20 protein-coding genes are annotated in these 18853 nt (G+C 56.0%); 9 read left to right on the forward strand and 11 right to left on the reverse strand.

Annotated elements, in window-relative coordinates:
• Positions 1-19 precede the first annotated feature (19 nt).
• The 3 genes from paaK (at position 20) to paaY (ending at position 2962) form a co-directional block, all read left to right on the forward strand.
• Positions 20-1336 (forward strand): phenylacetate--CoA ligase PaaK, encoded by a 1317-nt coding sequence (gene paaK, locus IM284_RS04665; protein WP_045261420.1) that lies wholly within the window; start codon positions 20-22, stop codon positions 1334-1336.
• An 84-nt stretch (positions 1337-1420) separates the two neighbouring features.
• Positions 1421-2356, forward strand: a complete 936-nt coding sequence (gene paaX / locus IM284_RS04670) for a phenylacetic acid degradation operon negative regulatory protein PaaX (protein WP_021241337.1) — start codon at positions 1421-1423, stop codon at positions 2354-2356.
• 9 nt (positions 2357-2365) lie between these two features.
• On the forward strand, positions 2366-2962 hold the full coding sequence (gene paaY, locus IM284_RS04675) for a phenylacetic acid degradation protein PaaY (RefSeq protein ID WP_028013037.1): 597 nt from the start codon (positions 2366-2368) through the stop codon (positions 2960-2962).
• On the opposite strand, the gene IM284_RS04680 is transcribed toward paaY, so the two are convergent.
• Complete coding sequence (locus IM284_RS04680; RefSeq protein WP_047368480.1) at positions 2871-4142, reverse strand: serine hydrolase; 1272 nt, start codon at positions 4140-4142, stop codon at positions 2871-2873. The two genes, paaY and IM284_RS04680, sit on opposite strands and share 92 nt — an antisense overlap.
• Before the next feature lie 136 nt (positions 4143-4278).
• Here IM284_RS04680 and IM284_RS04685 point away from each other — a divergent pair, with 136 nt between their 5' ends.
• Positions 4279-4761 carry a glutathione peroxidase gene (locus tag IM284_RS04685; protein WP_028013039.1) on the forward strand — a complete coding sequence of 161 codons (483 nt, stop codon included), beginning with the start codon at positions 4279-4281 and terminating at the stop codon, positions 4759-4761.
• A 117-nt stretch (positions 4762-4878) separates the two neighbouring features.
• Here the strand turns inward: IM284_RS04685 and IM284_RS04690 are convergent, their stop codons facing one another.
• Positions 4879-5670, reverse strand: a complete 792-nt coding sequence (locus IM284_RS04690; RefSeq protein WP_047368481.1) for a sulfite exporter TauE/SafE family protein — start codon at positions 5668-5670, stop codon at positions 4879-4881.
• Between the two features lie 109 nt (positions 5671-5779).
• On the opposite strand from IM284_RS04690, the gene IM284_RS04695 reads away from it, so the two are divergent.
• Positions 5780-6574: a helix-turn-helix domain-containing protein gene (locus tag IM284_RS04695; RefSeq protein ID WP_047368482.1), complete on the forward strand. Its 795-nt coding sequence runs from the start codon at positions 5780-5782 to the stop codon at positions 6572-6574.
• 53 nt (positions 6575-6627) lie between these two features.
• Here the strand turns inward: IM284_RS04695 and IM284_RS04700 are convergent, their stop codons facing one another.
• Together IM284_RS04700 and IM284_RS04705 are read right to left on the reverse strand one after the other, a co-directional pair.
• On the reverse strand, positions 6628-7248 hold the full coding sequence (locus IM284_RS04700; protein ID WP_047368483.1) for a LysE family translocator: 621 nt from the start codon (positions 7246-7248) through the stop codon (positions 6628-6630).
• A gap of 127 nt (positions 7249-7375) precedes the next feature.
• Positions 7376-7978, reverse strand: a complete 603-nt coding sequence (locus tag IM284_RS04705; RefSeq protein ID WP_047368484.1) for an XRE family transcriptional regulator — start codon at positions 7976-7978, stop codon at positions 7376-7378.
• A gap of 43 nt (positions 7979-8021) precedes the next feature.
• Here IM284_RS04705 and IM284_RS04710 point away from each other — a divergent pair, with 43 nt between their 5' ends.
• Positions 8022-8717 (forward strand): B3/4 domain-containing protein, encoded by a 696-nt coding sequence (locus IM284_RS04710; RefSeq protein ID WP_028013044.1) that lies wholly within the window; start codon positions 8022-8024, stop codon positions 8715-8717.
• Between the two features lie 21 nt (positions 8718-8738).
• On the forward strand, positions 8739-9632 hold the full coding sequence (locus IM284_RS04715; protein WP_047368485.1) for a dihydrodipicolinate synthase family protein: 894 nt from the start codon (positions 8739-8741) through the stop codon (positions 9630-9632).
• A 45-nt stretch (positions 9633-9677) separates the two neighbouring features.
• Here the strand turns inward: IM284_RS04715 and IM284_RS04720 are convergent, their stop codons facing one another.
• Complete coding sequence (locus IM284_RS04720; RefSeq protein ID WP_052954328.1) at positions 9678-10115, reverse strand: VOC family protein; 438 nt, start codon at positions 10113-10115, stop codon at positions 9678-9680.
• Positions 10116-10301: 186 nt separating this feature from the next.
• Between IM284_RS04720 and IM284_RS04725 the strand changes: the two genes are divergently transcribed.
• Positions 10302-11228, forward strand: a complete 927-nt coding sequence (locus IM284_RS04725) for a LysR substrate-binding domain-containing protein (RefSeq protein WP_193055737.1) — start codon at positions 10302-10304, stop codon at positions 11226-11228.
• Between the two features lie 42 nt (positions 11229-11270).
• Here IM284_RS04725 and IM284_RS04730 read toward each other — a convergent pair whose 3' ends face one another.
• Positions 11271-11741 (reverse strand): hypothetical protein, encoded by a 471-nt coding sequence (locus IM284_RS04730; RefSeq protein ID WP_047368488.1) that lies wholly within the window; start codon positions 11739-11741, stop codon positions 11271-11273.
• A gap of 293 nt (positions 11742-12034) precedes the next feature.
• Here IM284_RS04730 and IM284_RS04735 point away from each other — a divergent pair, with 293 nt between their 5' ends.
• Positions 12035-12511 carry a WbuC family cupin fold metalloprotein gene (locus IM284_RS04735; protein WP_028013049.1) on the forward strand — a complete coding sequence of 159 codons (477 nt, stop codon included), beginning with the start codon at positions 12035-12037 and terminating at the stop codon, positions 12509-12511.
• A 51-nt stretch (positions 12512-12562) separates the two neighbouring features.
• Here IM284_RS04735 and IM284_RS04740 read toward each other — a convergent pair whose 3' ends face one another.
• From IM284_RS04740 to IM284_RS04760, 5 genes are all read right to left on the reverse strand, one after another.
• Positions 12563-13162: an NAD(P)H-dependent oxidoreductase gene (locus tag IM284_RS04740; protein ID WP_047368489.1), complete on the reverse strand. Its 600-nt coding sequence runs from the start codon at positions 13160-13162 to the stop codon at positions 12563-12565.
• A gap of 74 nt (positions 13163-13236) precedes the next feature.
• The gene (locus tag IM284_RS04745; RefSeq protein ID WP_028013051.1) at positions 13237-13830 is read right to left on the reverse strand and encodes a TetR/AcrR family transcriptional regulator; all 594 of its coding nucleotides are present in this window, start codon (positions 13828-13830) and stop codon (positions 13237-13239) included.
• 34 nt (positions 13831-13864) lie between these two features.
• Positions 13865-16954, reverse strand: coding sequence for an efflux RND transporter permease subunit (locus IM284_RS04750; protein ID WP_047368490.1), 3090 nt, complete (start codon positions 16952-16954; stop codon positions 13865-13867).
• Complete coding sequence (locus tag IM284_RS04755; RefSeq protein WP_047368491.1) at positions 16951-18060, reverse strand: efflux RND transporter periplasmic adaptor subunit; 1110 nt, start codon at positions 18058-18060, stop codon at positions 16951-16953. The genes IM284_RS04750 and IM284_RS04755 overlap by 4 nt, the downstream gene beginning before the upstream one ends.
• Before the next feature lie 74 nt (positions 18061-18134).
• Positions 18135-18749 carry a TetR/AcrR family transcriptional regulator gene (locus tag IM284_RS04760; RefSeq protein WP_047368492.1) on the reverse strand — a complete coding sequence of 205 codons (615 nt, stop codon included), beginning with the start codon at positions 18747-18749 and terminating at the stop codon, positions 18135-18137.
• Positions 18750-18853 lie beyond the last annotated feature (104 nt).

Raw genomic sequence — 18853 nt, forward strand, 5'->3', positions numbered from 1 at the left:
ACAATGTGAGTACCCTACAATGACAAATACAACAAAGCTTGATCCGATTGAAACGGCCTCCCTTGACGAACTGCAGGCGCTGCAGACCGCGCGTCTGAAATGGACGCTGCACCACGCCTATAACAACGTGCCGATGTACAAACGCAAGTTTGACGCTGCGGGCGTTCACCCTGACGATTTCAACGAGCTGGCGGATATTCGCAAATTCCCGTGCACCACCAAGCAGGACCTGCGGGACAACTACCCGTTTGATACCTTTGCCGTGCCGATGGAGCAGGTGGTGCGCATTCACGCGTCATCCGGCACCACCGGCAAACCGACGGTTGTCGGCTACACGCAGGGCGACATCGACAACTGGGCCAACCTGGTGGCGCGCTCCCTGCGCGCGGCGGGCGGCAGCGCGAAGGACAAAATTCACGTGGCCTATGGCTATGGCCTGTTTACCGGCGGGCTGGGCGCGCACTACGGCGCCGAGCGTTTGGGGGCGACGGTGATCCCGATGTCCGGCGGCCAGACAGAGAAACAGGCGCAGCTGATCCGTGATTTCCAGCCGGACATGATTATGGTGACGCCATCCTACTGTCTCAACCTGATTGAGGAGCTGGAGCGCCAGATGGGCGGCGACGCCAGCACCTGCTCACTGCGCGTTGGCGTTTTCGGCGCGGAGCCGTGGACGCAGGCCATGCGTCGCGAAATCGAAAAACGCTTAGGCATTACGGCGCTGGATATTTATGGCCTCTCCGAGGTGATGGGGCCGGGCGTGGCGATGGAGTGTATCGAAACCGCCGACGGCCCAACCATCTGGGAAGATCATTTCTACCCGGAGATCGTCAACCCGAACGACGGCACGCCGCTGGATGACGGCCAGCAGGGCGAACTGCTGTTCACCACGCTGACCAAAGAGGCGCTGCCGGTGATCCGCTACCGCACCCGCGACCTGACGCGTCTGCTGCCGGCAACCGCGCGCAGCATGCGGCGCATGGACCGGATCAGCGGCCGCAGCGACGATATGCTGATCATCCGCGGCGTCAACGTTTTCCCGTCGCAGCTGGAAGAGGAGATCGTGAAGTTCGAACACCTTTCTCCGCACTATCAGCTGGAGGTGAACCGGCGTGGGCATCTTGATTCACTTTCCGTGAAGGTGGAGCTGAAAGAGAGCAGCTTAACGCTGACGCACGAGCAGCGTTGCCAGGTGTGCCACCAGCTGCGCCACCGCATAAAGTCGATGGTCGGGATTTCCACCGACGTGATGATTGTGAACTGCGGCAGCATCCCGCGCTCGGAGGGGAAAGCCTGCCGGGTGTTTGATCTGCGTAAAGCGGCGGCGAACGGTTAAAACACCTGACCCTCTCCCCTTTAGGGAGAGGGCCAGGGTGAGGGGCTTATGCTATGATTCATCCAGGCCAAAAATAACAACAGAATGAATCACATGAATAAACTCGACGCCTTTATCCAGCACGCGGTCAGCTCGGTTCCCGTCAGCGGAACGTCGCTTATCTCCTCGTTATACGGTGACGCACTTTCCCACCGCGGCGGCGAGATTTGGCTCGGCAGCCTGGCCGCTTTACTGGAAGGCATGGGATTTGGCGAGCGCTTCGTGCGCACCGCGCTGTTTCGCCTCAACAAAGAGGGCTGGCTGGACGTCTCCCGCATCGGGCGACGCAGCTTTTACCGCCTGAGCGATAAGGGGCTGCGGCTGACGCGTCGCGCGGAGAATAAGATCTATCGCGCAGAGCTGCCCGCCTGGGACGGCAAATGGCTGCTGCTGCTTTCCGAAGGGCTGGATAAAACTACGCTCGCGGATGTGAAAAAACAGCTCATCTGGCAAGGATTTGGCACGCTGGCACCGAGCCTGATGGCCTCGCCGTCCCAGCATCTGGCGGACGTGCAGTCCCTGCTTCACGATGCCGGCGTGGCGGAAAACGTGATCTTCTTCGAAGCCCACTCGCCGCTGGCGCTCTCCCGCGCCGCGCTGCGTTCGCGGGTGGAAGAGTGCTGGCAGTTAACCGAGCAAAACGCGATGTACGAGTCGTTTATCAACTCGTTCCGCCCGCTACTGCCGCTGCTGAAGGAGGCCGCGCCGGAGGAGCTGACGCCGGAGCGCTGCTTCCAGATCCAGCTGCTGCTGATTCACTTTTATCGCCGCGTGGTGCTGAAAGACCCACTGTTGCCGGAGGAGCTACTGCCCGCGCACTGGGCGGGGCAAAGCGCCCGACAGCTCTGCATTAATATCTATCAGCGTGTCGCGCCGGGGGCGCTGGCGTTTGTCAGCGAGAAGGGCGAAACCTCCGTGGGCGAACTGCCCGTGCCCGGCACGCTCTATTATCAACGCTTTGGTGGTCTTACAAGCGCATAAGGAGTGAAGATGCCAGTTTATCAAATTGACGGTCTGACGCCGGTGGTACCTGACGAGAGCTATGTTCACCCAACGGCGGTGCTGATTGGCGACGTAATTCTGGGTAAAGGCGTTTATGTTGGTCCGAATGCCAGCCTGCGCGGTGATTTTGGCCGTATCGTGGTGAAAGATGGCGCGAACATTCAGGATAATTGCGTGATGCACGGTTTCCCGGAGCAGGACACGGTGGTGGAGGAGGAGGGGCATATCGGCCACAGCGCCATCCTGCACGGCTGTATCATCCGCCGCAACGCGCTGGTGGGTATGAACGCGGTGGTGATGGACGGGGCAGTGATTGGTGAAAACAGCATCGTCGGCGCGGCGGCGTTCGTGAAGGCGAAAGCGGAGATGCCTGCCAACCACTTGATTATCGGCAGCCCGGCCAAAGCGATTCGCGAGCTGAGCGAGCAGGAGATGGCGTGGAAGCGGCAGGGCACGCGGGAGTATCAAGTGCTGGTGGAGCGCTGCAAGCTAACTATGCACCAGGTTGAGCCGCTGCGCGAGGCTGAGCCTGACCGGAAACGGCTGGCGTTTGACGAGAACTTAAGGCCGAAGTCGGCGATGTAGCGGTAAGGCCGTCTTTTTTCGCCATATCCATCAGTAGCGCGATGCCAATATAGTTGCTCCAGTTAAAGATATTTTGCAGCACCACCACCGCATTGCCTTTCTCTTTGTCATAGCCGATGAAGCTGGAGTAGCCGCCGATATAGCCGACCTGATAGGTGATTTTTTCCAGACCGATAAAGTCGGTGGTCCAGGCAATGCCCTGCACCCCGTCGGGGCGTTGAATATCGGTATTTCTGACTTCGTCAAAGACGCTGTCCAGCAAGGGATTGTGGGTCGTAGAGACGTGATAGCGGGCATAGGCCGCCAGATCTTCGGCGTTACTGTAAAGGCTTGCCGCCGCCACCATGTTGTTGGAAAAATGCCAGTCTGGCGTCAGTTGCCCGCGCGGGATGAATTTTGGTTGATCGCCCGCGTGGCCAAGCGCCCGCTGGGGGTATCCTTTGAGCTTCTGGGGCGTAAAGCTGCTGTTAGCCATATGCAGCGGACGGAAAATATAGCGCGAGGCTAAACTCTGAATATCTTCGCCGGTTTTGTGCTTCAGGATATAGCCAATCAGGGCGTAGCCGGTATTGGAGTATTGCGGCGTTTTATTTCTCGGCGCGCGCCAGTTCGCCAGATAACGCAGCACATTATCGCTGTCCAGTTCACCGTAGAAATTATCACCCGTGCCTAAGTAGCGGATGAATTTTCCGAGCATCGGAACATCCATATTCTGGCGCGGAAGGCCGGAGGTGTGGGTTACCAGCTCCAGCAGGGTGATTTTTTGTGCATCCTTACTTAGCGGTGTTCCCGGCGGTAGCAATGTCGCCAGGCTGTCGTTCCAGTTCAGTTGCCCCTCACTCACCAGACAGGCCACCACTTCCGCCGTGATCCCTTTGCTGAGCGAGCCGAGCGCAAACAGGGTATCGGGCCTGACCGGGTAGCGGTTGACCGCATCGGTAACGCCCCAGGTGTAAAACTGAGGCGAGCCGTGATTATGGATTACCGCGACCGTCATTCCTGGAACGGACTTTTGCGCCATGTAGTGGCGCACCACGCTGTCAACGTCGCCATCCAGCGATTCATGGGTGAGGAGTTCCTGGGTACCTTCCGGGGAGGACATTTGCGAGAGCGTGCCACAACCGCTGAGTAATGGGATAGCAAGCAGAAGCCAGCGAATTTTTTTTGTGATGTTCTGCATACCTGATAGCGAGTGTGGTGGTCATTGGCGCGGCGGGAATGTATCACACTTAGCCTGTTTGAATGTAAACTTTCTGTACGGAGGCCGCCGCGTGGGTGGTCATAGCAGCTTTTCGGCCTGCTTTGAGGATTTCAGCATGACACGCTTTCATCAGCTAACCGCCACCCGCCTGGATGGCAGTCTTATCTCAATGGCCGACTATGCGGGGAAGGTGGTTTTGGTCGTCAATACCGCCAGCCAGTGCGGCTTTACGCCCCAGTATGCGGGTCTCGAAGCGCTGTACAAGAAATACGCCGAGCAAGGGTTAGTGGTGCTGGGCTTCCCCTGCAACCAGTTCGGTAAGCAGGAACCCGGCGACGCCGATGAAATCTCAAAGACCTGTTACATTAACTACGGCGTCAGTTTTCCCATGTTCGGGAAAGTTGAGGTCAATGGCGCTGAAGCACATCCGATGTTTCGTTATCTGAAAAGCGAATTGCCTGGCGTGCTGGGTGGGCGGATCAAGTGGAACTTTACCAAGTTCCTGGTCGGACGCGACGGAAAGCCGCTCAAGCGTTTTGCACCGATGACGACGCCAGAGAAAATGGAGGGGGCAATTGTTGCGGCACTGGGAAGGTGAGTGTTTTTGTCGCCAGAGCCATCCATTTGCCGGGTATAGCCGAAATTCATTATGTCCGCTCTGTGCCAGGAGCGGACGTTGGTACAGGTAGCCCAGTAGTCGCCGCGATGGATGAGTTTACTGGAGCAGCATCGCCAGTAGCACCAGGCACAGCAGTATTACATAGATTCGTGCGTGCCATATGTCAGGTAAAGCAGGTATAACCCGACGGCTAAAAACTATTCCAGCCCAGCCCGTCAGTACCAACAGGCCTAAAATTTTCAGGCTGATAAAACCGAGAAATCCGTTCACCGGAATATTTTGCCAACCAATGACCGCATACGTCACGGCACCACACAGCGCGACAGGCAGAGAAAGCGGGTTAGAAGCGCTAATACATTCACCCATCGCATAGCCGTGTCGCCGTAATAATGGCACTGTCATCACGCTGCCACCCACGCCCAGCAATGCGGCTATCATGCCGATGATCACTCCGCCGCCCGTTACCACAGAAAGTGACAAGCGACGCGGGGAACTGCAGCTAAAAAAACCTTTGCGCAACAAACAATCGCCAATGGTTACCAACATATAAAGAATGAACAGTGCGCGAACAATATTCTCGCTGAAGACTCCCGCCAGACAGGAACCCACGACAGCCCCGATGGCGATAAACCATAATAATGGGAACAATGTCTGCGCTGAAAGTTTGCCGGCGCGCCAGTTTCGATAGCTGACCCAGCCCGCGTTAAATATCATCACCGCCGTTGAGGTAGCAACCGCGATATGCATGGCGTTTCCTGCCAGCTCAGACTGCCGCAGCATCAGTTGATAAACAAATGGCACCACGACAAAACCGCCCCCAAAACCAAAGAGCACCGTGGTGATACCGGTAGTAAAGCCTGCCAGTGCAATAATTGCGATATCGTTCAAAAGAATATCCCCGACCTGAAAATGAGCGAGCAGCTTATACCGGTAGCATCCTGCTTCCCATTTGCGCAGCGCTCAATTACCTTTGTAAATCGTTCAGACGGAGACCGGTGTGCGCAACGTAAAAATTGAAGATGTCGATAAGCTCGATCGTGAAGTGGTGGCGTTAGGCAATGACTATGCGCAGGGATTTATACTGCCACAACACCAACATCGCCGCGCGCAGCTGCTGTATGGCGCAACGGGTCTCATGTACGTCTCAACCTGTAACGGAGAGTGGGTTGTTCCCCCACAACATGCAGTATGGATCCCACCCGAAACCCCTCACGCTGTCCGGTTTGTAGGCGTGACCACGCGTAGCTTATATATTGAACCAACATGCGTGACGGGATCGATTAAGTATCAACACTGTAAGGTGATCAGCGTATCGCCATTGTTACGTCAGTTGTTGCTTGATGCCGTGGATTTGCCGCTGATGTATGACAGCGCACGCGATCGTGCGCTGGTAAATTTGCTGTTACTGGAACTGGCGGAAATGCCGGTTCGCGAATTCGATATTCCGCTGCCACAACATCCGGCTCTGTTGGCTCTTTGTCAGGCGTTTTTACTCAACCCCTCAATCCATGATCCTGCTGAGCGCTGGGCCAGTACGCTGTTTATGAGCGCCAGTACCTTTCGTCGACTTTTCTTACGGCAAACCGGCATGTCATTTTCTGCATGGCGACAGCGAGCCTGTGTCGTCAGTGCACTGACGTTGCTGATAACAGGTAAACCGGTGAATGAAGTGGCACTCACTCTCGGATACGACAATGCATCATCTTTCGCCACGATGTTCCGCCGTGTCACGGGACAGCCGCCTTCGTATTATCGGCTTGATTTCAAAAGCTTCACAGGGCACCGTTCATAACGTCAGTTATGTGACCACAGCGGACGTTCTGAGCTGTGTTAGCGTTAATCAGGTTATCTTGTGCTGAGTGCAAGTTTAGCCGCAAAGCACAAAAACAATCCTCCTGTAGCTCTGTCCATTCCCCTGACAACACTGCTTTTCTTCAGTATGGCTGATGCAAAGTGAGTGGATAAAATGAGCGTGACTGACCACATTGTCCCTATTGCGACATGAATGCTGACAAGTATAAAAGTCCATACAAAAGGGGAATACCCGGCAGGTATGAATTGAGGTAAAAAAGAGACATAGAAAATACCCATTTTAGGATTGAGTACATTTCCCAGCATTCCTTTTATAAACCAGTTCCCCGCTGAAGGATTAACGCCATCGCCGTGATTGAAAGATGAACGTGGCCGCCTCAGCAGTTGTAAACCCAGCCAGCAAAGGTAAGTCGCACCACAAATTTTCAGCATGGTATAAGCGAGCTCTGACACCGCCAGCAGCGCTCCCAGTCCCAGCGCAACAAGTGCGCCCCAGATAAAACAGCCAGTATCAATTCCAAGAGCTGCCTGAAAAGCCTTCTTTCCACCTTCAGCACATGCCGTTCGTAGAATGAGTGCCGTATCCAGGCCCGGAGTAAGGGTGAGCAGTAGTGCAGCGAGAGAGAAGGCAAGGAGAGAATCAGTAACAGACATTTTCTTTATCCGAAAGAGTGGATGTTACCCCCTTACTTTGCGCCAATCAATTAGACAAAGGCAGTTATGTGAATAAATTGTAAATTGCTTTAATGAGACAAGCCCTGCTGGCATACCGGGCTACAACTCAGGACGCTTTCTCATGCACTGTCATGATGAATACCAATGGGTGCTTCTCCCGGTTTTCATAGAAATGAGGAACGTCCGTTCTGGCAGTTGCCGAACAACCAGTTTTTACACGATACACGTGATCCTGTACGCCGAGTGTAAGCGTGCCCGACTGAACATAAAACAGTTCAAGCGTTCCTTCCGCGTGGCCGGGTGACGCAAACTTTTCCCCGGGCTGCATTTCCCACATCCAGAGCTCGGTCATATCAGGGCCACCCGACCCTGCGAGCAATCTCGCTCTCCCGCCTGTTTCACCTTGCCACAATTCTGGGATCTCATCTTCAGCAATGAGATGCACGGTCGGTTTGGCACTGACATCCACAAAATCAGCCACCGAAACCCCCATCGCGGCAGCCAGGCGACATAACAGGGCAATGCTGGGATTCGCCCGGCATCCCTCTATCTCAACCAACGCTCCCTTACTTACACCCGCCTGACGCGAGAGTTCATCAAGGGAGATTTTCTTTTGCTTACGATACAGTTTAATTCGCTGCGATACGGCTTCATTCACGGAGCTGGCGATCGAATTTGCATCGGTCATTAAATTGACTTTTTTGGTCATTGGTCATTATCATGGAATAAATTGGTCATTACAGGATTATCACGTGTTAACAGTATCTCCGTCAATTTCTCCTGAAATTTATCGTATTGCTCCCGGTTTTCGGGCGCTCAGTATCCGCGTAAAAGCTGCGCCAGTGCTTAATCCCGGCACTGGAGAAACGGCGCTGCGAGAAGCCTGTGAGGCGGTTCTGGCCGGTGAGCCTGCCTGGGCGGAATCTCATCTGGCGGCATGGGCCGACGTTTTTCAAAAATTTGGGGCTAAACCTAAACGCACCCCTTGCTCAGCGGATGCGTTACGCAAGCGCGTCTTACGTGACGGAACGATGCCAGCGCTCGATCCTGTCGTTGATCTTTATAATGCCGTCAGTCTCCGCTATGCCGTTCCGGTTGGTGGAGAGGATCTCTCTGCCTATCAGGGGGCGCCGCGTCTGACTGTGGCAAAAGGAACAGAACCTTTTGATACGGTCAAAGAGGGAGAGAGCGCCGTTGAGTATCCTTCACAAGGCGAGGTTATCTGGTGTGATGATATCGGCGTGACCTGCCGTCGCTGGAACTGGCGACAGGGGATCAGAACCCGCTTAGGCGTGGAAGCGCAGCAAATGTGGTTCATTCTGGAGAGTCTCCCGCAGATGCCGCTGGAGACGCTTCACGAAGCCGGAAAAATGCTGACCGACGGCCTGGAAAAAATGATGCCCGGTCTGTGGTTTGACGTTGCTCTCATCGAAGAACAACAGCAGTAATATCCTTCAGGAGAAACATGTATGTTTACCGGCTTGTCGGCATTTCCATTAACCCCAGTCACAGCCAGCGGCGTGGATGAAAAGGGTTTCAGCCATATCCTTTCCCGTCTTACAGACGCTCGGGTTGATTCTATGGGCATCCTGGGGTCAACCGGAAGCTACGCCTATCTGACCCGGGAGCAGCGCAAGCGCGTAGCAACGCTGGCCAAACAGCATGCAGGGAACATCCCCGTGATGGTGTGTGTGGGAGCGGTCAGTACCGATGCCATTCTGCATCTGGCAGATGATGCACAGGCCGCTGGTGCAAATGCGCTGTTACTCCCGGCGGTCAGCTACCAGCCACTCCGTGACGAAGAAGTCTTCTCACTCTTTGAGACCGTTACCCGGCACGTGTCTGTACCGGTGTGTATCTATGATAATCCGGGCACGACGCATTTTACCTTTACGGATGAACTCCACGGTCGTCTCTCATCACTTGAGGGTGTTCGCTCGGTCAAGATCCCTGGCGTCCCGAATAGCCCTGCTGCAGCAACTGAGCGGGTGAAGGCGTTACGTCAACATCTGCAACCTGGCGTAACAATCGGTATCAGTGGCGACGCTTATGCGGGACTGGGACTTAACGCCGGTTGTGAAGTGTGGTATTCCGTGTGTGGCGGTCTGTTCCCTGAGATGGCGAAACAAATCACTGAAGCCGCGGCGGCAAACGATCGTCAACGCGTTACAGCCCTGACAACCCGCCTTGAGCCATTGTGGTCGCTGTTCCGTAAACATGGCGGCAGTATTCGCGTTATTGCCGCTGCTGCTGGCGTGCTTGGTCTTACCGACATGGATTGCCTGCCTCGCCCTCTGCAACCATTGTCAGCTGGCGACATCGCGGATATTGCCCATGTGATAAGCACGCTGGAGCTGAAGTGATCTCCGCAGGACTGGGTGTCTACCGGTCCTTACAGCAAAATTTTATTATTGAAGTGACTCTTCTTCGCCTGATAGCTTATCTGCATCAGGAGAATAATGCTGGCAAACGCACGCCAGTTTATGTCCGTCAGGATCGCGCAGATAGGCAACATAAAAGTCGGGGCCGTAGGCGGTTCGTGTACCGGGCACGCCTTCATTTTTCCCACCCGCACGGAGGCCCGCTGCATGGAAGCGTCTGACAATGTCCGCGTTATCTGCTCTGAAAGCGAACATTGTCCCGTTTCCCGCCGTCGCGGATTGCTGGTCAAAAGGAGGACAAATGCAGAAGCTAAATTCGTCATCCGGATGATTTTCGTTTCCCCACATTGCCCAGCTATCAGTCCAGGCGGGCAGACGTGTATAGCCCAGCACGTTAAAAATAGCGTCATAAAAGTTCACGGCGCGCTGAAAGTCATTTGTCCCAATCGTGATATAAGCCAGCACTTTAAACATCCTCTTTTCCGTCAGTCTGAACAGAGATTATCGCAAAGTAGCTATCTTCATCACCACCCAGGCCAGGATCATCGGCATGCCTCAGCAGGACGCCTCGGCGATAAAAAATGTTGGCTGACGTCATCGTGTGCCGATAATACAAAAACTGTATGATTACACCTTCCAAAAAGGGAACGTATGTCTTTACCGCCACTGTATGCGCTGCGCGCGTTCGAAGTTGCCGCACGGCTGAACTCGTTCAGCAAAGCGGCTGAAGTCCTGAATATCACGCCGGGGGCGGTCAGCAGGCATGTCCGCACGCTTGAGATGTGGTTCGACTGCGAGCTGTTTAAACGGCAGGGACCGAGAGTGGAGGTCAGCGACGCCGGGCGTATTCTGGCCGGGCAGCTTAGCGAAAGTTTCTCGAATATTGAGTGGGCCTGTCGCGCATTCAAAAGTGAAAACCACCTTCTGCGCCTCAAGGCCCCCAGCACACTGACGATGCGATGGCTTCTCAATGTGCTTAAATCCTTTCGGGAGAATCATGCGAAGCCGAAAATCGAAATCGCCAGCGTCTGGATGGACTTCGACACCGTTGACTTCAGCCGCGAGCCCTACGATTGTGCGATCCTCCTCGGTAACGGCTATCTCGGCGAGTCAACGGAGAGCAGGCTACTGTTCAGTGAATGGCTTATTCCGGTTTGTACGCCGTCTTTGCTGGAGTCTGCCCGGCATCAGCTTCCAGAATGCGATCTTATTCATCCGTCACCGGACCGACGGGACTGGAAGCGCTGGCTGAAAAGGACGGGCTTATTCCCCGGCCTCGACATGAGCGGCGGGATCGTGTTCGACACCCTGGAGCAGGGAAGCCTTGCGGCCATGCACGGACACGGCGTGGCGATGGCCGATCTCCGGCTCACGCTCGACGCGCTGAAAAGCGGCTTGCTCGCGCTGCCCTTCCGGGAGGCGATAGCAACAGGGGACGGATACTATCTTGTCTGGCCGAAAAATTCGCTCAGAGGACAGAGTATTGAACGGTTGCTGGCCTGGCTAAACCTCAATTCGCCGGTCGTTCCTTCGCTGGATATCGTCTGTCTTGAGTATAATGAAAATCGGCTGTCTTAAAGTAAACAGGATATTCCTTACGGACTATCCTGTTTAATAAGTTTACGCGTAGGGTATATTCGCCATCTTCTTATATTTTTCCGGCAGTGCGCTATTCAGGTTAAGTAATTTATCCAGAATATAAAGCGCTGGCGTCCCCTTTGCGCGCTCTTCGTCGATCAGCGAAGAACGTAGCACATTGGCAGCCGAGGTCATTTTACGAAAATACTCTTCTGATTCCGGCGTCTGTACTTCACCGGACTCGGCGTAACGCACCCGTGGCCAGTCCGCGAAGTCAGGCTGGGGGGAAAGTCCGTCGTCTTTTGTAATATGTGCTGAGAGTAGCTCCTCGGCATTGCCAGGAGCGTTCTGGGCAAATGAGAGCAGGTGCAGTCGATGTATAAATGGCGAAAGCGCTTCTGAACGATGACTTTCTGAGGAAAGTAAGGTGATTAGCGCAGGTATTTTTTCATCAGCGGTGCTTTTTTCTGGTGAGAGGGTTTTCAATAAATGGAATAAAACATCGAGTGTCATAGGTGCTCCATATCCGCACATTATTATTTATTGTTTTTACGTCGCTATCTGTTTTTGACAGCGGTATACCAGGGGTAAATGGATGGTATTTCAGTGCGGTTATGTTTGAAAAACGATAAATAGTTGGCATTAATGTGAGTTTTACTCAATGTGGCGCTCTGGGCTCCAACATTGCAGATCCTCTCACGGCAGCGTTTTGTTTCACAAATGCCTTAGCTTATCGGCTTTTCAGGATGGTATAACGTCGTGCAGCAATCGGCTTGCCGTTAATCGCCACATTCTCAAAGGCTTATATGAAACAAATTACTTTTAGTGACCTGCAACAGCAAAGCGAGCAGGCCGCACATTCTCCTCGCTTACGCGCACACCGTAATTTACACCCTGACCTGAGCGACCCGGTGCAGCGCCTGGCCATTGCAATGGAACCCGGTACCTATGTCCGCCCCCATCGCCATCCGCACACGTTTGAACTGCTGACGGCGCTGAGCGGCCGCTTTCTGGTGCTGAATTTTGACGACAGCGGAAACGTGACCCGGCGCGTGGTGTTAGGCGAAGAGTGTAAAGTCCTGGAGATGGATGCCGGAACCTGGCATGCCGTGCTGTCGCTGGATAAAGGCGGCGTCATTTTTGAGGTAAAACACGGGGCGTATCAGCCCGTGCCTGAGCACGATACCGCCCCGTGGTCGCCTGCTGAGAACGCGCCAGGTACTGTAGAGTTGATGAAATGGTACGCCCAGGCGCAGGTGGGTGATAGGCGTTTTACCCTGTAATTTTCCTGTAGTGTTCCCGGCGCGCAGAAAAGCGCGCCAGCACCGTATGGTTTACTGGATGTCGCCGAGTCTTTGCAGGAATTCCTCAACCTGCTCAGGCGTAGCCGTGTCTGCCTGGTAAAGGATTTCGAGCTTAACGTTCTTCAACCCGCAGAAGCCAAATACCCCTTCGATTATCTGCGTCTGAATCGCCGTCGAATAGCCGTGTTTGTCGAACCCGGTAAGATCGCTACCGCCGGTGGCAATCAGGCGGACGGGAACATCACGTAAGTTGCCCACAATCCGGCCGTCGTCGGCCACCTTATACGCCCAGTTCAGGGTTAACACGCGATCGAACCAGCCTTTCAACAGCGCGGGAACCGACCACCAGTACACCGGGAAGACGAATACCAGCATATCCGCGCGCTCGACGCGCTTTTGCTCGCGCAGAATATCGTCGGGGAGGGCGCTCGGATCGCCGTGATACAAACCGAGATCGGCGCGGGTCATCGCCGGATTAAACCCTTCAGCATGCAGATCGGCGATCTCAATCTGCGTACCTTCCTCGCGTAATTTCCCGGCAATACGGGCTGCCAGCGTATGGGATAACGAATTGTCGATCGGGTGTGCCGTCACGATCAGCGCGTTTTTAATGGCATGGGTTGCAGACATAGCGACCTCCAGATGGGGGAGAAGTGATGCCTATATTACTATTGGTAACTTAGGTGTCAATCCGCCCCCGGCGATCATTTTGTGCTATTCGCGTAGGTCTCAAGCACCCCGGTCATGGCGCCGCAGAGCATATCTTCTGCCACATTCCGGGCGAGCACGCCGTTGCCCGCCGAGGTGCTGAGGGCCTCCGCCGCGCCAATGATGGCCGTCAGTACCGCTTCTCCCTGAACACCTTTTAAGACGATAAAAGGAGAAAGCGCGGTGCGCAGGCAGTCGGCGCATTCGGCCACGCATGCTTCCCGAAACGTCTGCAGCGCCCGGGAACCGGACAGCGCCGCGGCGATTGGCCCGGTTTCAGGCCCGGCGGCAATGGCACAGTCGATATAGGCCGCGCTGAAAAAGCGGATCGTCTTCTCCAGCGTTTTGCTGTCTACCGCCAGCGTCTCGCGGAATTTCGCCAGCTGCCGATCGCTATAGTCCTGATACAGTGCCATCAGCAGCCCCTCACGATCGCCAAAGTGGTCGTAGGGGATAGGCTTGGTCACGTTGGCCCGTTCTGCCAGATAGCCAAGGGTCAACGCCTCCGTGCCTTGCTGACGCACGATCCCTCGCGCAACCTCCAGCAGCTGCACGCGGCGGTCCTCTTTTCTTAAGCGCTTAACAACCATGCTTGCCTCAGGTCAGTTATCTACTGATGGTAGTTTACACGTTTTCCGTGGCATGCTGCACACGTTGTTCAGCCGGGCGGATCTGGAACCAGATCGCATACATCGCAGGCAGGAAGACGAGCGTAATGATCGTCCCGCCCAGCGTGCCGCCGATCAGCGTCCAGGCCAGCGTGCCCCAGAATACCGAATGCGTCAGGGGAATGAACGCCAGCACGGCCGCCATGGCGGTGAGTAAGACCGGCCGCGCTCGCTGTACCGTCGCCTCGACCACCGCCTGGAACGGATCGAGGCCGTCCCTCTGGTTATGATCGATTTGACCGATCAGGATCAGCGTATTGCGCATCAGAATGCCAGAAAGGGCGATCAGGCCGACCAGAGCGTTGATGCCAAACGGCTGATTAAATATCAGCAGGGTCGGCACAACGCCAATCAGCCCCAGCGGCGCGGTTAAGAACACCATGACCATCGCGGAGAGTGAGCGCACCTGCAAAATGATGATCAGCAGCGTCAGGGCAATCATGATCGGGAACAGCGGTAACATGGCCTGCGTGGCTTTGCCCGACTCCTCAATCGACCCCGCCATGTCAATGCGGTAGCCGACCGGCAGCGTATCAACGATCGGCTGGAGCTGCTTCATGATGGCGACCGACACGTCCGGCGGCTGAAGATTGTCGGCGATATCGCCCCGTACGGTAATCGTGGGGGTGCGATCGCGACGGCGAAGGACCGGGTCTTCCATGCCGACCTCTATCTTGCCAATTTGAGACAGTGGCACGCGCTGTCCCGCATTGCCGACCAGGGTAAATCCTTCGATTTTTGCCGGGTCAAGGCGGATATCACCCGCCGCGCGGGCAACGACCTCTACCGATCGAATATCTTCCCGCACGGAGGTGACAGGCACGCCTGAGAGCAGGAACTGAAGCTGCCCGGCAACGGCGCTGGAAGTTAAGCCGGTCGCCTGCAGGCGGTTCTGATCGAGAGTGAAATGGAGCACCGGAACGCGCGAGCCCCAGTCGGTGTTAACGGTTCGCATCATCGGGCTTGCCTGAAGCACGGCTTTCACCCGTTCGGCGATGTCCTGCACCTGTTTGACATCCGGCCCTGACACGCGCCAGGCAACCGGGAAAGGCGAGTAGGGGCCAAACACCAGCTGCGTCACCCGCACGCGGGCTTCGGGGGCAAGGCCGCTGGCGACGGCCTCCCTGAGCCTGAACTTGAGCGCCTCGCGTGACGTCTCGCTGTCCGTCAGGATCACGATTTTCGCAAAAGAGGGATCGGGCAGCTCGGGGGCCATTGCCAGATAGAAACGGGGCGAGCCCTGACCAATATAGGCCGTGACGATTTTGGCTTCTGGCTGCTTGCCCAGCCACGCTTCTATTTTTGCAGTAGCGGCGCTGGTTTGCGCAATCGAGGTACCATAAGGCATCTGTACTTCAACCAGCACTTCCGGGCGATCGGAGGTCGGGAAGAACTGTTTTTTTACCAGCCCCATGCCGAGCACGGCCAGAATGAAAATGGCGACCACGGACCCGGCCACACGCCATTTTCTGGCGATAACGCGGCCAAGCAGCTGGCGAAAACGGTTATAGCGAGGCGTGTTATAGATGGCGGCATGGCCGCCTTCCACTTTGGGGATCGCCGGCAGGATCTTCACCCCCAGATACGGCGTGAACACCACCGCAACAAACCATGAGGCAATCAGGGCGAGGCCGACAATCCAGAACATATTGCTGGTGTATTCCCCGGCGGTCGACTGGGCAAACCCATTCGGCATAAAGCCAATCGCCGTCACCAGGGTACCGGCCAGCATCGGCGCGGCGGTGTGGCTCCAGGCGTAGGCTGAGGCTTTGATTCTGTCGTAACCTTCCTCCATCTTCACCACCATCATTTCGATGGCGATAATGGCATCGTCAACCAGCAGGCCGAGGGCGAGGATCAGGGAGCCCAGCGTGACGCGGTCAAAGTTTATTCCCGCGGCCTCCATCACCACGAAGACGACCGCCAGCGTCAGCGGGACCGCCGCCGCGACTACCACGCCCACGCGCCAGCCCATGCTGATAAAACAGACCACCATAACCACGAGCAGGGCGACGAAGAATTTGATCATAAACTCATCGACCGACGAGCGGATATTCACGGACTGGTCGGTGACCTTGGTCAGGGTCATGCCAAGCGGCAGGCTATCATTGATTTTCGCCGTCTCCGCATCCAGCGCTTTACCCAGCGCCAGGCCATTCCAGCCCTCACGCATGACAACACCCAGCAGCAGGGCGGGTTCATGCTGATTGCGTATCAGCATCGTCGGGGGATCTTCATAGCCTCGTTCAACCGTTGCCACATCCGACAGCGTGAGCGTTTTGCCCTGAGCGACTAAAGGCGTATCGCGGATTTTCTGCAGTTCATCGAACGCGCCGTCCAGGCGGATAAAAATCTGCGCGCCCCGGGTCTCAATGGCGCCCGCCGCGGCCAGGGCATTCTGGTCGTTGAGGGCATTGAAAATATCCTGCGGTGAGAGGCCCATCGTCGCCAGACGGTCATGGGAGAAGGCGATATAAATCCGCTCGGCCTGTTCACCGATGATATTCACTTTTTTGACCCCTGGAACGTGCAGAAGCTGCTGGCGCAGACCTTCGGCATCGCGTACCAGCTGCCGCTGCGGTTCGCCTTTTGCTTTCAGAGCAAAGAGGGCAAAGGTGACATCCGAGAATTCGTCATTGATCATCGGGCCGATGACGCCCGCCGGGAGACGCTGGGATTCATCCCCAAGCTTTTTACGCGCCTGATAGAACTCCTCCTGCACCTCAGAAGGCGGGGTTTTGTCCTGCAGTGACAGGGTGATAAACGCCATGCCGGGGCGGGTATAGGTTTCCGTACGGTCATACCATTTGAGTTCCTGCAGGCGCTTTTCCAGCGGTTCGGCCACCTGATCCTGGATCTCCTGCGCGGTTGCGCCCGGCCAGACGACAATTGCCGTCATCTGCTTCACGGTGAAGGGCGGATCTTCCGCGCGTCCCAGTCCAAAAAAAGCGTAAATACCGGCAATCGTCACCAGAACGATCAGAAACAGCGTGACGGAACGCTCGCGGACGGCCAGCGCGGACAGGTTGAAGCGACTTTGGCTCATGGCGCGTTCTCCGCCGGAGCGGCATGGCGTTGTTCTGCCAGCCTGACAACTTCACCTTCGTGCAGAAGATGGGCGCCTAACGCAACAATTTTCTCCCCGGGCTTCACGCCGCCCGTGACCTGGACCGCATCTTCTCCCACGCTCAGCACCTTAACCGGCGTCCATGTGACCTTTGCCGGCTGGGCGGAAATACGCCAGACGCCGGGCCCTTTACCCGCATCATAGAGTGAGGCCAGCGGGACCTGCATGGCCTGACCTTCCGCTTTCGGGTCTTCAAGGCTGAGCGTGACGGTCGCCCCCAGCGGCGCGTTCGCCAGCTGGCCAGCCAGCACGTAGCGTGCTTCATACGTCCGGGTTGTGGCATCCGCGGAGTCAGACAGCAGGCGCAACGTGGCGGTGATCGGGTGTTGTTCACGGCCATAAAGCGTGGCTCGTGCTTCGCTGCCGACGGCAGGGCGCAGCGTCTCCGGAAGCTGCACGAGCGCTTCGCGCTGTCCCGCTCTGGCAAGGCGGATCGCCACCTGCCCGGCGCTGACCACCTGACCGGGTTCGGCAAGCGTCTCCATCACCACGCCGTCTGAATCCGCCAGCAGGACGGCATAGCCCGTGGCGTTTTGCGCCACGTTGGCCTGCGCCCGGGCGGCGCTGAGATCCGCCCTGGCCGTATCGGCCGCCGCTTTAATCTGATCGTACTCCGCGGCGGACACCGCGCCGGATGCCACCAGACCGCGATAACGCGCCTCATCGCTGGTGGCTTTTCTCGCCCGCGCCTGGGCAGCATCCACCGCGCGCTGCTGCGCCTGAGCCTGTAATTTCAGGTCAACCGGATCCAGGCGCAGTAAGGGCTGGCCCTGTTTGACAGTCTGCCCGGTATCCACCAGACGTTCGAGGATTTTACCCTGAACCCTGAAGCCCAGGTCGCTTTGCGTTCTTGCCACCACCACGCCCGTAAAGGTGCGAGCCGCTGGATTCGCCATCTCGACGGAGGCGGATCTGACAAGCGGTGGCCTGGTGCGCGGATCGTCACTCGCGGAAATATCGCCGCATGCCGCGAGGGCAAACGGCAGAAGACATATGGCAAGGCGGGCTGAAGTGAGCCTGAGCATGGGAAACCCTTTTGAAGTAACAGGACAGTTTCCGCATTCTGTGATTAGTGACCAATAAAGTCAATGGTCACTAATCAGGGGGCCAGGCTTCTTAAAATCAGTGAGGAGAGGAGTACCGCTGCCGTTGGGGCAGTTTCAAGGTTGTACTGCAGCTGAACGGGGTTAATGTAAGGGCACATCACCATGTAAACGGCGCAGGTGACCTCATCCAGCGGCGTCTTCCTTTCGAACTCTCCAGCCTGTCTGCCTTCGATAATGATGCTCTCAATCAGCTTCAGGAGGCTTTCGGTATACCTTTCCGTCGAAGGCCACTTCTCCCGTGACGCGACGGCGGCGATGTCGTAGAGCTTGCGATCGTGGAAAAACAGCTCGCTTCCGGCCTCGGTAAGTGCTTTGAAGAGACGGCGGATTTTTTCGCTGGCTGACGGCGCATCCGCAATGGCGGAAAGCACGGCCGTCATGATCAGCTCCAGGCGGTTAGCGCAGATCACCTCGCCGATAGCCTGCTTGGAATCGAAGAACTTATAAATGTAGGATTTTGAAAAACCGATAGATTTCGCCAGCTCGGCGACGGTGGTTTTTTCATAGCCGTAGTGACCGAAGTGCTCAAAGGCCGCTTCGACGATTTGCTCTCTGACAGAATGGTCAAGTGGACCACGTATTGATGGGGCGTTCATAGTTTTAGTCATTATGTAAGCTTAGCGTGACGAGCTACGATTGACAACGAGTGACCATTTCGTATTTTGGTTACATCCGTTTTCGTCGTGAGCCGTTCAGACGGGACGATCAACCA

This window comes from Enterobacter cloacae complex sp. P12RS (assembly GCF_014895875.1).
Taxonomy (GTDB): domain Bacteria; phylum Pseudomonadota; class Gammaproteobacteria; order Enterobacterales; family Enterobacteriaceae; genus Enterobacter; species Enterobacter bugandensis.